We start from the raw sequence: 14108 nt of genomic DNA, 5'->3' as shown, positions 1-14108 counted from the left end.
GACGCCGCTTTTAGGATTTTTAATATTATCTTCTCCACGGGGGAGGTGGCGCAGCCGATCACTCCGTGTAAATGTCACGTTGTCTGGATTGGGCCACTCGGATTTCAGTCCTTTTGGGTTTCGTCGGTGTGCATGCAGGGAACCGGAAGGGTGTGGGGTCGATGTTCTTCTGTCGCGGCATGACCCGAAGCATAGAGGATGGCATCGGCTGTTCGGGCGTTCCCAGGCACGCACCATACGTTAAGAATAAAGGGTAATAAGAATGTCCAACGACCGTATGAAAAGCCAGATTTCGGAAAAGGGCGGCTTTATCGCGGCACTCGACCAGAGCGGAGGCTCAACGCCGGGCGCTCTGAAGGCTTATGGCATTCCTGAGACGGCCTATTCTTCCGAAGAGGATATGTTCCGCCTTATTCATGAGATGCGTGTGCGGATCATCACGGCTCCGAGCTTTTCCGGTGAGAAGGTGATCGGTGCGATCCTGTTCGAGCGCACAATGGATGGACTTGCAAAAGGCAAGCCGGTTCCTGCGTATCTGTGGGAAGATCGTGGCGTCGTGCCGTTCCTGAAGATCGACAAGGGGCTTGAGGACGAAGCCAACGGCGTACGTCTGATGAAGCCGAATCCCGGCCTTGATGCGCTGCTGGAGCGCGCTGCGAAACTTGGTATTTACGGCACCAAGGAGCGTTCGGTCATCAACCTTCCGAATCAGGAAGGCATTGCCGCCATCGTGAAGCAGCAGTTCGAGATTGCCCATCAGGTTGCGTCTCACGGTCTGGTTGCGATCATCGAGCCGGAAGTTCTGGTCAAAAGCCCTGACAAGAAGGGCGCTGAAGCCATCCTGCACGATGAACTGCTCAAGGCGCTCAACGCGATGCCGGGCGACTACAAGGTCATGCTGAAGGTCACGATCCCCGAGGTTGCCGACCTGTATGAAGATCTCAGCAAGCATCCGCGCGTTGAGCGTGTGGTGGCGCTTTCGGGCGGATACTCGCTTGATGAGTCCTGTGAGCGTCTGAAGAAGAATCACGGCATGATCGCCAGCTTCTCCCGGGCTCTGCTTGGAGGCCTGCAGGACGGCATGTCCGACGCCGAATTTGACGCCACTCTCGGCAAGACGATCGACAGGATTTATGACGCTTCAGTGAACAAGGTCTGAGGCTTCCGCCAGATCTGGCGCTTTTCTGCGAACAGCGCGATCCATATTTTTTATATATGGATCGCGCTGTTTCCATATAGTGGTCATGAGGCGACTCTCTCGTCAGACTGCCTTCCAAATTGGGGTGTCGGGCAGGAAACCCGGCAAATCCTTTAGAGGAGGTATTTCATGACCAAGCCATATACTGTCGGCCATTATCTCTCGGAGCGTCTGGGCCAGATCGGTCTGAAAGACCATTTTGCGGTCGCAGGTGATTTCAACCTCGTCCTGCTCGATCAGCTTCTGGAGGAAGGCTCCACCAAGCAGCTTTACAGCTGCAATGAGTTGAACTGTGGTTACACCGCCGAGGGTTATGCCCGCGCCAACGGTGCGGCTGCCATGATTGTCACCTTCAATGTCGGCGCTCTTTCGGCCATCAACGCCATTGGCTCCGCTTACGCCGAGAGCCTGCCGGTGATCTTCGTGTCCGGTGGACCGAACACCAATGATCAGGGTTCAGGCCATATCCTGCATCACACGATCGGCAACTCGAACTACGGCTATCAGGCCGAGATGTTCCGTCAGGTCACCTGCGCCACGGAAGTCATTCTCTCCGCCGAGAACGCACCGGCCCAGATCGATCACGCCATCCGCACGGCTCTGCGTATGCGCAAGCCCTGCTATATTGAGATTCCCTGCAATCTGGCTTCCGCCGAGTGCGTCCGTCCGGGTCCGGTCGGCACCCTGCTTGCGGAAACAACGCCTGACAAGGTCAGCCTTGACGCTGCTGTTAAGGCCGCCTGCACGTTTATCGAAACGCGCAAGAACGTCGTTATCCTCGTCGGCAGCCGTGTCCGCACGCTGGGCTCGCTTGAGCCGATCGTGGCGCTTGCGGACCGTATTGGTTGCGCCGTGACGGTCATGAGTGCGGCCAAGAGCTTCTTCCCGGAAGATCACAAGGCGTTCCGTGGCGTTTACTGGGGTGAAGTCAGCTCACCCGGCGCTCAGGAACTGGTCGAGAAGGCCGACGGCGTGATCTGTCTCGCTCCGATCTTCAACGATTACGCAACGGTTGGCTGGCAGTCCAAGCCGCCTGCATCACAGGCCCTGATCGCTGATCTCGCCGAAGTGACAGTTGACGGCAAGAGCTTCGCCGGCTTCCACCTCGGTGCATTCATCGCCGCTCTGAGCGAGAAAGCTCCGAGCCGTCCGGCTACGGTTGAAAACACGACCTACACACCGGTCAAGATTCCGGAAACCGCTCCGACTGTGCCTCTGACCAACGATGAAATGGCGCGTCAGATCAACGCCATGATTGATGGAAACACCACAATCACGGCCGAGACAGGTGACAGCTGGTTCAACGCTGTCCGCATGCATCTGCCGGGCGGCGCTCGCGTTGAGACGGAAATGCAGTGGGGTTCCATCGGTTGGTCGGTGCCTGCTGCTCTCGGTAACGCCATCGGTTCGCCTGACCGTCAGCACATCCTGATGGTTGGTGACGGCTCCTTCCAGCTTACTGCGCAGGAAGTCGCGCAGATGATCCGCTACGAAGTGCCGGTCATCGTGTTCCTTGTGAACAACCGTGGTTACGTCATCGAGATCAAGATCCACGACGGCCCGTACAACTACATCAAGAACTGGGACTATGCCGGTCTCATCAAGGCGTTCAACGCCGAGGACGGTCACGGTCTGGGTCTGCACGCCCGCACCGGCGCGGAGCTGGCCGACGCCATTGCGAAGGCCAAGACCAACAAGAAGGGCCCGACCTTTATCGAGTGCCATATCGCCACCGAAGACTGCACCGACACACTGGTTCAGTGGGGCAAGAAGGTCGCCAAGGCCAACAGTCGTCCGCCGCAGAAAAACTGAGGCGCACGGTTTTAAAGGATCGGTGATTTCATCGCCCCGGCAATTTCGTCGGGGCGATGTCGTCTGGGGGCCTGAGTATCGAAGTATTGATCTGCATCGGTTTACTTGTGGCGATCCTGACGTAATAGTCACGACCGAATCAAAATGCCGGTTTCATTGCCGGGTCTGGCGGGAATTTCTGTCTGAAACGGGCGGATCTGAACTCGACAGGAGTGTGCGAAAAGAGCATTTCCGGCACCTGTAATAGCTATAAGGTGACACCCCCTTTCGAGAATGGCGGGGTCATCTCTGTGAGGAAGCGTTCCATGCGAGTTGGGTTGTTTGTTCCGTGTTACGTTGATGCGTTTCACCCCGAGGTGGGGCAGGCGACGCTCGAACTGCTGGAGCGCTTCGGTTGCGAGGTTGAGTATCCGTTCGACCAGACCTGCTGTGGTCAGCCGATGACCAACACGGGCTGTCACAAGGAGTCGAAGGCGACGGAGGAACTCTTCGTCCGCAACTTCAAGGATTATGACTATATCGTTGCGCCGTCCGGAAGCTGCGTGAATCACATCCGCAACAACTTCGACGCCGTGGCGCAGACCGATGACGTGAAGCACGTCCGCGAGCACACATATGAACTGGTCGAGTTTCTGCATGCCGTGCTGAAAGTGGACGGTTTTCCGTGGGCCGAGTTCCCGCACAAGGTTGCGCTGCACAATAACTGCAACGCCCTGCGCGGCCTCAACATCGCCAGCATGACGGAACTGCGCGAGAAGAAATTCTCCAAGCCGCGTGATCTGCTCGGCATGGTGAAGGGGCTCGAGCTTGTCGATATCACCCGTCCGGATGAATGTTGCGGCTTCGGAGGCACCTTCTCCGTGTTCGAGGAGGCGACGTCCGCCCGCATGGGACAGGACAAGGCCCGCGATCAGGCCAAGTCCGGCGCGGAATATGTGACCTCGTCAGACAGTTCCTGCATGATGCATCAGGAAGGGTGCGCCAAGCGGCTCGGTCTGCCGACGAAATACATCCACATTTCGCAGATCCTGAATGGGGAACGGGTATGAGCATCGACAATCAGGCGGCGCCGACCACTCCGGCCGGTCGCACCAACGACGGAGCGCCCGCCAATCTGACGCATGGCGCTGGAGCTTCCGTCACCATGCCAGCGCGCGGTCCTGAGCCGCAGCCGCGGGGTGCGATCATTCGGGGTAATCGCCCGATTGATCAGCAGGAGGCGGCGCGTCGCTTTATGGCTGCCCCTGAGCATCTGGCCATGCATGACCAGCGTCTGTGGGATCTGCGGCAGAAGCGGGATGGTCAGAAAGAGATCATCGAAGAGTGGGAAGATCTCCGCCAGCTTGCATCCGACATCAAGACGCATACGCTGACGCATCTGGACACCTATCTCGAACAGTTCGAGAAGAATGCCATTGCGAATGGCGTCAAGGTTCACTGGGCGAAGGATGCTGCCGAGCATAACAGCATCGTTGCGGAAATCCTGCGCTCGAAGAACGCCAAAAGCCTCATCAAGAGCAAGTCGATGCTCACCGAGGAATGCGGCTTCCGCGAAGCGATGGCGGAAGCAGGGGTGCAGGTTGTCGAGACTGATCTCGGCGAGCGCATCCAGCAGCTCGACAATGAGAACCCCAGTCACGTCGTGGTGCCCGCCGTTCATAAGCTGCGGACGGACGTGGCGGAGGTGTTTGCAAAAACACTCGGCTCTGACCCGAATAATTCAGACGTGAGCTATCTGACCGAGCAGCAGCGCGAGCACACGCGTCCGCTGATCCTGAAAGCGGATGCGGGCATGACGGGCTGTAACTTCGCAGTCGCGGAAACCGGCTCGGTTGTCGTCTGCACCAACGAAGGCAATGCGGATCTGTCGGCCAACACCACGGGTCTGCACATCGTCTCGATGGGTATCGAGAAGATCATCCCGAACCTGAACTCGCTGGCCGTGTTCGTCCGGATGCTGTCCCGCAGCGCTCTGGGTTCTCCGATCACGCAGTATACCTCGCATTTCCGTGGCCCACGTCGTGGGGCCGAGATGCACATCGTGATCGTCGATAATGGCCGCACGGACCGTCTTGGTCTGGAGAAGTTCTGGACCTCTCTGAAATGCATCCGTTGCGGCGCCTGCATGAACACCTGTCCGGTGTTCCGTCGTTCCGGTGGTCTCAGCTATGGCGCGACCTATGCGGGTCCGATCGGGCTGATTATCGATCCGACCTTTAACCGTCACAAATACTCGACGCTGCCATTCTCTTCGACCATGAACGGAAGCTGCACGAACGTCTGTCCGGTGAAGATCAACATTCACGAGCAGATTGCCGACTGGCGTCAGGTTCTGGCCGAGAATCATGAAATTCCGGCTTTCAAGAAGAGCATGATGAAAGCGGCGGGCGCGCTTCTGGCGTCACCAAAGCTGTATCGTGCGAGCCTGCCGATGGCCGACAGCGCCCTGCGTCACCTGCCGCGCTTTGTTCTGTATAACAAGCTGAACACCTGGACGCGTGGTCGTGAAATGCCGCATGTGCCAAAGGAAACATTCCATCAGTGGTACAAGCGTACACGTGGCATGGATGGGAAGAAGAAGTGATGAGCAGCACAGATAGCCGTGCGGCGATTTTCGCCGCTATCCGGGCCAACCGTCCGAAAATTCAGCCCCCGCTGCCGGACGTGCCGCTGTTCGATGAGAAAGCACTGTCCGATCTGGTGACGGCTTTTTCCGAAATGCTCGTGAAGATGGGCGGAAAAGTGCTTGATCCGCAGGGGCAGGATCCGGTGTCGGCTCTGCGCGCCGCCGTGGCAGGAAAGGGCATCATCGCTACCTGTGTGCCGGAGTTGCATGGCGATGCGTCGCTTCAGATTCGGCAGATTCTGCCGGACATGGACCCGCATTCTCTCGCCGATGTGGAAATCGGTGTTGTGCGTGCGGCTTTCGGCGTGGCTGAGACAGGCTCGCTCTGCCTCACGGATGATGAACTGATCGTCAATACGAGTGGTTATCTCCCGCAGCATCTGATCGTTCTGCTTGATCCTTCGCAGATCGTGGCCAACCTGCATAACGCCTATCGACGCCCGGAACTCCGCGAGCACAAATATGCTGTTTTCCAGACGGGTCCGTCTGCGACTGCGGATATTGAAGGTGTGCTGATCCACGGTGCGCAGGGCGTGCGGTCGCTGCATGTTCTGTTCTGCCCGAAGCAGAGCTGACATAAATCTGCGGGTGCATGGAGGAAGCGTTCTTCCATGCACCCGCAGAGAAAATAAATTTACTGTCATTGCTATGCCGAGGATGGATTCATCTTCGGCATTTTCATTTTATTGAATTTACTGACTTGCGATCAGTAGTAAGTTATTCATCTGTTTTTTTATATTACTTCAGCATGATACTCGTTTCGGCCTGAACGAGCGGCTGCACTGTGCCCAGCATTGTGCTCATGCCCCATTGGCGCTGGTCGAAGGTCGCGGAACTGCTGATTTCAGTCAGTGTGTTGCGCGAAAAATGCATCCTGACCTTGAATGTGAGGGGATGCGTCTGCCCGCGCATGGTGAGTTTGCCCACCAGCAAGGTTTCCAGCTTGTTATTGGTGATTTTTGGCTGGCAGTCACCAGCGAAGCGCATGGAGGGGTGGTCATCACTGTCCAGCATAAGCCCGGACAGCATCGCTGTGCGTAGAAGGGCGCTGCCAACCTTCAGGGAGTTGACCTCCATTCTGAGATCGACGTGACAAACCTGAGTTTCGGGATCGTAGGAAAGATCTCCAACGACTTTCTCGAAGGTGCCGTCGACGGGCGTGAAAAGGGTCTTTGCATGCAGGCGGGAGGTGGTGTTGCCGGCACTCAGTATGACGTTCTGGGGCGCTGCATGAGCCAGCACCGGCACGAAAAGCAGCAGGACGAAAAGTAAGTGCTTCATAAAGAGGAACCTTGGTCCGTGTATGATGGAATCGATAGTTTTCTTGGCGATCGAGAAGCTTTTAATGGTGTGAAGGGTAGGTTTCCTGTTGGGGCTTTCGAAGTGGCTGTTCCCATAACCTGATCTCGGACTGGCATTTTTCAGCTTTGCCAACATCACCGGGCGTGACATCCGAAAAACAGTGTGGGTATTGTTTGTGGGCCTGTTCGATCCACCCGGCTGAGAAAGCGGCTAGGGCGATCGTCAGTCCCTGAATAATTGTGCAGAAGCGGGCAAACCAGAAAACGATCTGAATATGTTTTTGATATTTGCAAGCGTTTTCAAGGTTTAGTAATGTAATTTTTGTCTGGACTTTGCGTGTTGCTTCCGCCGGTATTTGTTTATTGCTTTCGATTTCTTCCCATAATGTCAGAAAAGATGTCAGATCATTATTGATGTTCAATTGTTTGAGTGTATCTGACGTTATGAAGATTTTTGTAATTTCAACTGCAAAGAATACAATGACTGAAGCGGTGAATAGCCATGAGAAAAGCACAAACTCGCTTATGCTTTTTGCAATCGAATAGAAGGGAGGGAAGAAGCTTGATGAGGCCGTCGTATAAAATAACGTACCCATGCCCGCCACCAGAATACCGGAGGTGATGAGTTCGGGAGTTTTCAGGTTGCCGCTCAGTATATTTCTGTTCATATCAGGTAATGCCTTTATGTAGGCATCAGTAAGCGCGCAGGCTTCAGGGTAGTCTTCACGGCAGTTTTCTAATATCTTTGCGAGGCTATCAGAAACGGAATTAATCTTATTTTTTGTCATTTGGGTGATCTTATTCAATCCTATGTAGTTGATATTGCTGCATCCACTTAATATCAATATTTTTTATTGTGCTTTCTTTATAAGAAATGAGATATCTCCCCAGCGCCTGTCACGCTGTGCTATGATATACGTCATGCCACACGCTGATTTCGTCCATCTTCGCGTTCATTCCGCCTACTCCCTCAGTCAGGGTGCCATCCGCATCCCCGAACTGGTTGCGCTCGCCCGTGGCATGGAGATGCCCGCTGTCGCCATCACCGACACAGGCAATCTTTTTGGAGGGCTGGAATTCTCGCAATACTGTTCGGGAAAAGGCGTCCAGCCGATCATTGGCTGTCAGATTGGCCTGCCACCACGTGATGATCGGCCCGGTGCCCCTTCAGAACCGATCGTGTTGCTGGCGCGTAATGAGGAAGGACTGGCGAATCTCCAGTTTCTGTCTTCGGCAGGTTTTCTTGAAGGCGACACGGCGGATCCTACGGTCACGCTCGATATGCTGTGCGAACGCAGCAAGGGGCTTTTCCTGCTGACCGGCGGCACGCGCGGGCCGCTCTATCAGATGCTGGCTGAGGGGCAGCAGGAGCAGGCAGAGGCATGGCTGGCTCAACTGCACGAGGGGTTTGGCGACAGTCTCATTGTAGAACTCAATCGGTTCGGTCTCCCGATAGAGGAAGCCGTCGAGCCCGGCGTGCTGGCGCTTGCAGACCGGATGCGTCTGCCGATTGTCGCGACCAATGAGTGTTTCTTTCCGCAGCCCAAGATGCACGAGGCGCATGACGCGCTGATCTGTATTGCGCAGGGACGGACCATGGCGGAGAAAGACCGCTGGAAAGTTTCTCCCGAATGCTGGTTCAAGCCGCCAGCCGACATGCGCAAGCTGTTCGCCGATCTGCCGGACGCCTGTGACAACACGCTCGCTATTGCGAAAAGCTGCGCCATCAAGGTCGAAACCCGCAAACCCCTGCTGCCTATCTGTCCGAAAGTGCGTGAGGGTCAGACCGAAGACGAGACTGTCCGGGCCATGGCGCGGGAAGGACTGGAGCTTCGTCTCGCCGCCATCAGCGCTGATGAGAAAACCCGTGCCGTTTACAAAGAACGTCTGGAATTCGAACTCGATATCATTTCCCGCATGGGATTTCCGGGCTACTTCCTGATCGTTGCGGACTTCATCCAGTGGGCGAAGGCCCACGATATTCCGGTAGGGCCGGGGCGTGGTTCCGGCGCAGGCTCGCTGGTGGCCTATGCTCTCACCATCACCGACATCGACCCGCTTCCGTTCAATCTGCTGTTCGAGCGCTTCCTGAACCCGGAACGTGTCTCGATGCCTGACTTCGATATCGATTTCTGTCAGGACCGCCGCGATGAAGTGATCTCCTACGTCCGCCGCGAATATGGCGGCGACCGCGTGGCGCAGATCATCACCTTCGGAAAGTTGCAGGCCCGCGCTGCGGTTCGTGACGTCGGTCGCGTGCTTGGTCTGCCTTACGGCATGGTCAACCGCGTCGCGGAACTGATCCCCAACAACCCCGCCAAACCCACCACTCTGAAGGACGCCATCGCCGGCGAACCAAAACTTCAGGAAATGCGTGATACGGACGAGGCTTTGCGCCGTCTGATGGAAATCGGGCAGCAGTTGGAAGGGCTCTACCGTCACGCATCGACCCATGCCGCCGGCGTGGTGATCGGTGATCGCAAACTCGTCGATCTTGTCCCGCTTTATCGTGATCCGAAGAGCGACATGCTCGTCACGCAGTTCAACATGAAATATGTCGAGCAGGCGGGACTGGTGAAGTTCGACTTCCTCGGCCTGACCACGCTCACCATCCTCCAGCGTGGCGTGCGGTTCCTGAAAGGCCTCGGCATCGAGGTCGATCTCGCGAAAATCCCGCTCGACGACAAGCTGACTTACGAAATGCTGTCACGCGGCGACACCGCCGGCGTGTTCCAGTTCGAAGGCGCGGGCATGAGGGACGTCCTCAAGCAGATGCGCCCGACCCGGCTGGAAGACCTGATCGCCGCCGTGGCGCTCTATCGACCGGGTCCGATGGCCAACATCCCCGATTACTGTCGGCGCAAACACGGCGAGGCATGGGAGCCGCCACACGAGGAAATCCGCGACATCCTGGAAGAGACCTATGGCATCATGGTCTATCAGGAACAGGTCATGCAGATCGCCCAGAAGATGGCGGGCTACAGCCTCGGCGCCGCTGACCTTCTGCGTCGTGCGATGGGCAAGAAGATCCGCGCCGAGATGGACAAGCAGCGCGAGATCTTCACCGAGGGCGCGACGGGTCGCGGTATCCCCAAGGACAAAGCCGTCGAAGTCTTCGACCTGATGGCGAAGTTCGCCGACTACGGCTTCAATAAGTCCCACGCCGCCGCTTACGCGCTGGTGTCGTATCAAACGGCGTGGATGAAGGCGAACTACCCGGTGTCGTTCCTCGCCGCCTGCATGTCGCTGGCGCGGGAGCGGACGGAAAAACTTGCTGCGTTGCGTCAGGAGGCCGAACGCCTCGGCATCCGCGTGCTGCCCCCAGACATCAACAAATCCGATGCCGACTTCAAGGTCGAGAAGCAGGAAGACGGCACGCTCGCCATCCGTTATGCGCTGGCGGCGGTGAAGAAGGTCGGTTTTGTCGCCATGCAGGGATTGATGGAAGCGCGTGGCGGGAAGCCGTTCCGTGATCTTGCGAATTTTGCCGCCCGTGTGGACCCGAAAAACCTCAACAAGATGCAGCTCGAAAACCTCGCGCGGGCCGGGGCTTTTGACTCAATGGAGCCGAACCGTGCCCGCGTGTTCAGCGCCATCGAGATGATTCTGAAACGGGCTCATACCCGTGTGCAGGAGATGAACAGCGGGCAGGGTGGCCTGTTTGGTGGCCCTTCCGAGCCGGAGCCGCTGCTTCTGTCAAAGGAGCAGGACTGGCCCGAGTTTGAAAAACTGTCCTACGAAGCCGATGCGATTGGCTTTCATATGACTGGCCATCCACTTGATTCCTATAAGCCGGTCATGCGGCGACTGGGTGTTGTGCCTATGTCTCAGCTGCTGCCGACGGCGGAAGGCGGAATCACGCGGGTCAAGATTGCGGGATGCGTTGTGGACCGCAAGGAGCGTCCGACCCGGAGTGGCAGCAAGATGGCCTGGCTGCGGCTCTCAGATGCAACCGGAAGTTGTGAGGTGACGCTGTTTTCAGAGGTGCTGGGGCGCGTCAGAGAAATTCTGGTGGCGGGTCGAGCGGTTCTTGTAACGGCTGATCTGAAACTGGAAGGGGAGGCGATGCGCATTACGGCCTCCGATCTTGTGGAACTGGAGGATGTCGCCTCCCAGACCGGTGGAGAAATGCGGATCTGGCTGGAGGATGCCGATGCTGTCAGTGATATTCAGGCCGTCCTGTCCCGACAGCAGGGTGGTAAAGGCAAGGTTGTTCTGTTGCCGCGTATTTCGGACACGCAGGAACTCGAGGTGCGTCTGCGCACCGGTTACCGGTTAAGCCCGGTTGTCGGGCAAGCCCTGAAGATGATTTCTGGTATAACGGCTATCGAGATAAGGTGATGCAACTTTTAGTTGCATTTTTATCCACAGAGTGACAAAGGTTGAATCCTGAATAACTGAACTGTCCTCGGAGAAGCAGGATGGATATCTCGACAATTGCCAGTAACGCCGCCACTGCACAGGTTGCTGTAGCGCTTTCGACACATGCTGACGCGCAAAGCGATGCGTCGGCTGGTAAAACCGCAAGCGTCAGCAAGTCTGTGGCCGATCTCAATGCCCTGCCAGTCATCAACCCCGCTTCCCATATTGATCCGGCTCTCGGTATCGTGGTGGTCGAGACCTATAATACGACCGGCGAAGTCGTTGATCAGTATCCAACCAGCCATATGATGCAGCAATATTCACTCTACGGTTTGTCCCAGAGCTGATTCAGTATCCTTCTGCCCACGCAGGATATTGATTGATATCAAGGCCGAAGCACAATCCGGTTGTGCTGGTATGCATATCAGCGTCTTGTATTCGTTATGTGGGAGGTTGATCCTTTTACGCTGTCATTGCACGTTGCCAAAAAGCGTAGAGCTGGCGTTGCCACATGTTGGAACGGCAATCGTGCGGGTGAGGCGGGAGAATACAGGATATGTTGACGCAGCAGGAAAGCCGGGAGAATCAGGCGGCTGAGGTTCAGGGTGACGCGGAGCGGGGAACTGCTGCGGTTACAAGCGAACTTTACCACCGCACCGGTCCCGATCTGCGTCGTGTCAGTCTCAATCCTGACTTCTGGTATCCGGTGGCATGGTCCAGGAAGATCAAGCCCGGAAAGGCGTTCGCAACGCGTTTCGCTGGCGATCCGATTGTGATTGTTCGTCCCGAGGACGGCTCTCCCATCTATGCGCTTGAGGATCGTTGCGCTCATCGACAGGTTCCCCTCAGCAAGGGAACCGTGGATGGGGATGTTGTCCGCTGCTGCTATCACGGCTGGTCATTTGATCGAAAAGGCTCCTGTGTCACGGTGCCCTATCTCAATAAGCCGGGTGTTGGACGTGGAGTAAAGACATACCCCTGCCAGGAGCGGAGCGGTCTGGTCTTCATTTTCCCCGGCGATCCGGAACTGGCGAAGACGGTTCCGGTTCCTGTGCCCTGTCAGGCGGATAATCCTGAATTCAAAACGCGTCACTTCGATCCGCTGGTGAACTGCCACTATTCCTTCATGCATGAAAACCTGATGGACATGAATCATCAGTTCCTGCACCGGAAACAGATGGGGCAGATCACGGCCCGTTTCATGGGACAGAGCAAGGGTGAGAACTTCGTAGAAGCCAGCTACAGTTTCGCCCGCAAAGGCGGCGATCAGCCGCTGGCCGAACGCCTTATCTTTGGCAAGCATGACAAGAATATCGATGTCAAAGACCAGCCGGTCGATGAAATCGTCACCATACGCACGACCTATCCTTATCAGACGTTGCAGATCAGGGATAAGGACGGTGATCTCGTCATGGATCTCTGGGTGGCCTACGTGCCGCACGGGAAAGACGAAGCGATCACGCAGAGCTATGGTCTGCTCTCGGTCAAGCGTCCGAAGTGGAAGTTCCTGCTCGATCTGGCATGGCCGGTTCTGGGCATCTTCACCAACCGCATCTTCATGGAAGATAAGGAAATCGTGGAGATGGAACAGCAGGCGTGGAAAGAACTCGGCGGTGACCACAATGTCGAAGTCTTCCCGGTCGTGCGTAATCTGAGAGAATTGCTGATCCGCTCTGGCGTTCCGTTGCAGACGGAAAACTGAGACTGGAAACAGGTTTCGATGCTGGAGGGATCTGAGTGATCAACCGGTCGGAATCTGTGTTCGTCGGGGAGCAGGTCTTTCGTTCGGTTGTCCGGGAAATGACTGTTCCGTTGCAGCCTGACCTTCGGGGTTGATTTTTTCGCGGAAAATAGTCATACCGCGCCTGCCTGTGTCCAGTGACACGGGACTTCACACGCAGCGTCCGCACTGGTGTCCGTTCTTTCGGATTTGGTGCGCTGCGGAGGAACAACCGGAACGCAAGGATTCTGAATCATGGCGATGCCTGATTTCACACTGCGTCAGCTTCTTGAGGCTGGCGTTCACTTTGGTCACCACACCCGCCGCTGGAACCCGCGTATGGCGCCGTACCTGTTCGGTGTGCGTAACCAGGTTCACATCATCGACCTGCAGCAGACGGTTGTTCTGCTTGACCGCGCCCTGAAGGTCATCCGTGACACAGTCGCAAGCGGTGGTCGTGTTCTGTTCGTCGGCACCAAGCGCGCAGCTTCCGATCAGGTTGCTGAAGCAGCTCAGCGTTGCGGCCAGTATTACGTCAATCACCGCTGGCTCGGTGGCATGCTGACCAACTGGAAGACCATCACGGGCTCCATCAAGCGTCTGCGTCAGATCGAAGACATGCTGAGCGGCGAGACGCAGGGCCTGACGAAAAAGGAAATCCTCGACATCACCCGCGACAAGGAGAAGCTTGAGCGCTCCCTCGGTGGTATCAAGGAAATGGGCGGTCTGCCTGACATCCTGTTCGTCATCGACACGACAAAAGAGAAGCTGGCGATCGAAGAAGCCAACAAGCTTGGTATCCCGGTTGTCGCCATTCTCGATAGCAATTCGAACCCGGAGGGCGTGACCTACCCGATCCCGGGTAACGATGACGCCATCCGTGCGATCGAACTGTATTGCAACCTCGTTTCCAGCGCTGTCCTTGACGGTATCTCCGCCGAGATGAGCGCTTCGGGCCGTGACTTCGGCGCTGCTGAAGAACTGCCTGTGTCCGAGACGGTTGCTGTTGAAGAAACAGCGGAAGCTCCGGCTGCTGCGGCCCCTGCCGAAGCCGGTTGATTCAAGGCAGCGGGTCTGTGGATCATTTCT

Annotated in this window: 11 protein-coding genes; 9 read left to right on the top strand and 2 right to left on the bottom strand. The window is 56.5% G+C overall.

The genetic code is table 11. The features are described 5' to 3' along the window. Positions 1-262: 262 nt before the first annotated feature. The 5 genes from GVI59_RS08755 to GVI59_RS08735 all read left to right on the top strand — a co-directional run bounded on the left by GVI59_RS08755 (position 263) and on the right by GVI59_RS08735 (position 6211). Positions 263-1159: a fructose bisphosphate aldolase gene (locus GVI59_RS08755; protein WP_173573900.1), complete on the top strand. Its 897-nt coding sequence runs from the start codon at positions 263-265 to the stop codon at positions 1157-1159. A 168-nt stretch (positions 1160-1327) separates the two neighbouring features. Continuing rightward, positions 1328-3010, top strand: a complete 1683-nt coding sequence (locus GVI59_RS08750) for an alpha-keto acid decarboxylase family protein (protein ID WP_173573899.1) — start codon at positions 1328-1330, stop codon at positions 3008-3010. A gap of 305 nt (positions 3011-3315) precedes the next feature. Beyond that, positions 3316-4059 carry a (Fe-S)-binding protein gene (locus GVI59_RS08745; protein ID WP_173573898.1) on the top strand — a complete coding sequence of 248 codons (744 nt, stop codon included), beginning with the start codon at positions 3316-3318 and terminating at the stop codon, positions 4057-4059. 95 nt (positions 4060-4154) lie between these two features. Continuing rightward, positions 4155-5594, top strand: coding sequence for a lactate utilization protein B (locus GVI59_RS08740; RefSeq protein ID WP_198912153.1), 1440 nt, complete (start codon positions 4155-4157; stop codon positions 5592-5594). After that, positions 5594-6211 carry a LutC/YkgG family protein gene (locus GVI59_RS08735; RefSeq protein ID WP_173573896.1) on the top strand — a complete coding sequence of 206 codons (618 nt, stop codon included), beginning with the start codon at positions 5594-5596 and terminating at the stop codon, positions 6209-6211. The genes GVI59_RS08740 and GVI59_RS08735 overlap by 1 nt, the downstream gene beginning before the upstream one ends. Before the next feature lie 163 nt (positions 6212-6374). Here GVI59_RS08735 and GVI59_RS08730 read toward each other — a convergent pair whose 3' ends face one another. Both GVI59_RS08730 and GVI59_RS08725 read right to left on the bottom strand, forming a co-directional pair. Further along, positions 6375-6917: a YceI family protein gene (locus tag GVI59_RS08730; protein ID WP_173573895.1), complete on the bottom strand. Its 543-nt coding sequence runs from the start codon at positions 6915-6917 to the stop codon at positions 6375-6377. A gap of 61 nt (positions 6918-6978) precedes the next feature. Beyond that, positions 6979-7725 (bottom strand): hypothetical protein, encoded by a 747-nt coding sequence (locus GVI59_RS08725; protein WP_173573894.1) that lies wholly within the window; start codon positions 7723-7725, stop codon positions 6979-6981. Between the two features lie 133 nt (positions 7726-7858). Between GVI59_RS08725 and dnaE the strand changes: the two genes are divergently transcribed. From dnaE to rpsB, 4 genes are all read left to right on the top strand, one after another. Continuing rightward, the gene (gene dnaE, locus GVI59_RS08720; RefSeq protein WP_173573893.1) at positions 7859-11278 is read left to right on the top strand and encodes a DNA polymerase III subunit alpha; all 3420 of its coding nucleotides are present in this window, start codon (positions 7859-7861) and stop codon (positions 11276-11278) included. 80 nt (positions 11279-11358) lie between these two features. Next, the gene (locus tag GVI59_RS08715; protein ID WP_173573892.1) at positions 11359-11646 is read left to right on the top strand and encodes a hypothetical protein; all 288 of its coding nucleotides are present in this window, start codon (positions 11359-11361) and stop codon (positions 11644-11646) included. 209 nt (positions 11647-11855) lie between these two features. Further along, the gene (locus tag GVI59_RS08710; RefSeq protein WP_242013028.1) at positions 11856-13001 is read left to right on the top strand and encodes an aromatic ring-hydroxylating oxygenase subunit alpha; all 1146 of its coding nucleotides are present in this window, start codon (positions 11856-11858) and stop codon (positions 12999-13001) included. Between the two features lie 273 nt (positions 13002-13274). Beyond that, positions 13275-14078, top strand: a complete 804-nt coding sequence (gene rpsB / locus GVI59_RS08705) for a 30S ribosomal protein S2 (RefSeq protein WP_173573891.1) — start codon at positions 13275-13277, stop codon at positions 14076-14078. The last annotated feature ends 30 nt before the right edge of the window (positions 14079-14108 follow it).

The organism is Acetobacter sicerae, assembly GCF_011516765.1.
In the GTDB taxonomy this organism is placed as follows: domain Bacteria; phylum Pseudomonadota; class Alphaproteobacteria; order Acetobacterales; family Acetobacteraceae; genus Acetobacter; species Acetobacter sicerae.
Note: the sequence above shows the minus strand (reverse complement) of the source record. Positions and strands in the feature narration are given on the sequence as shown.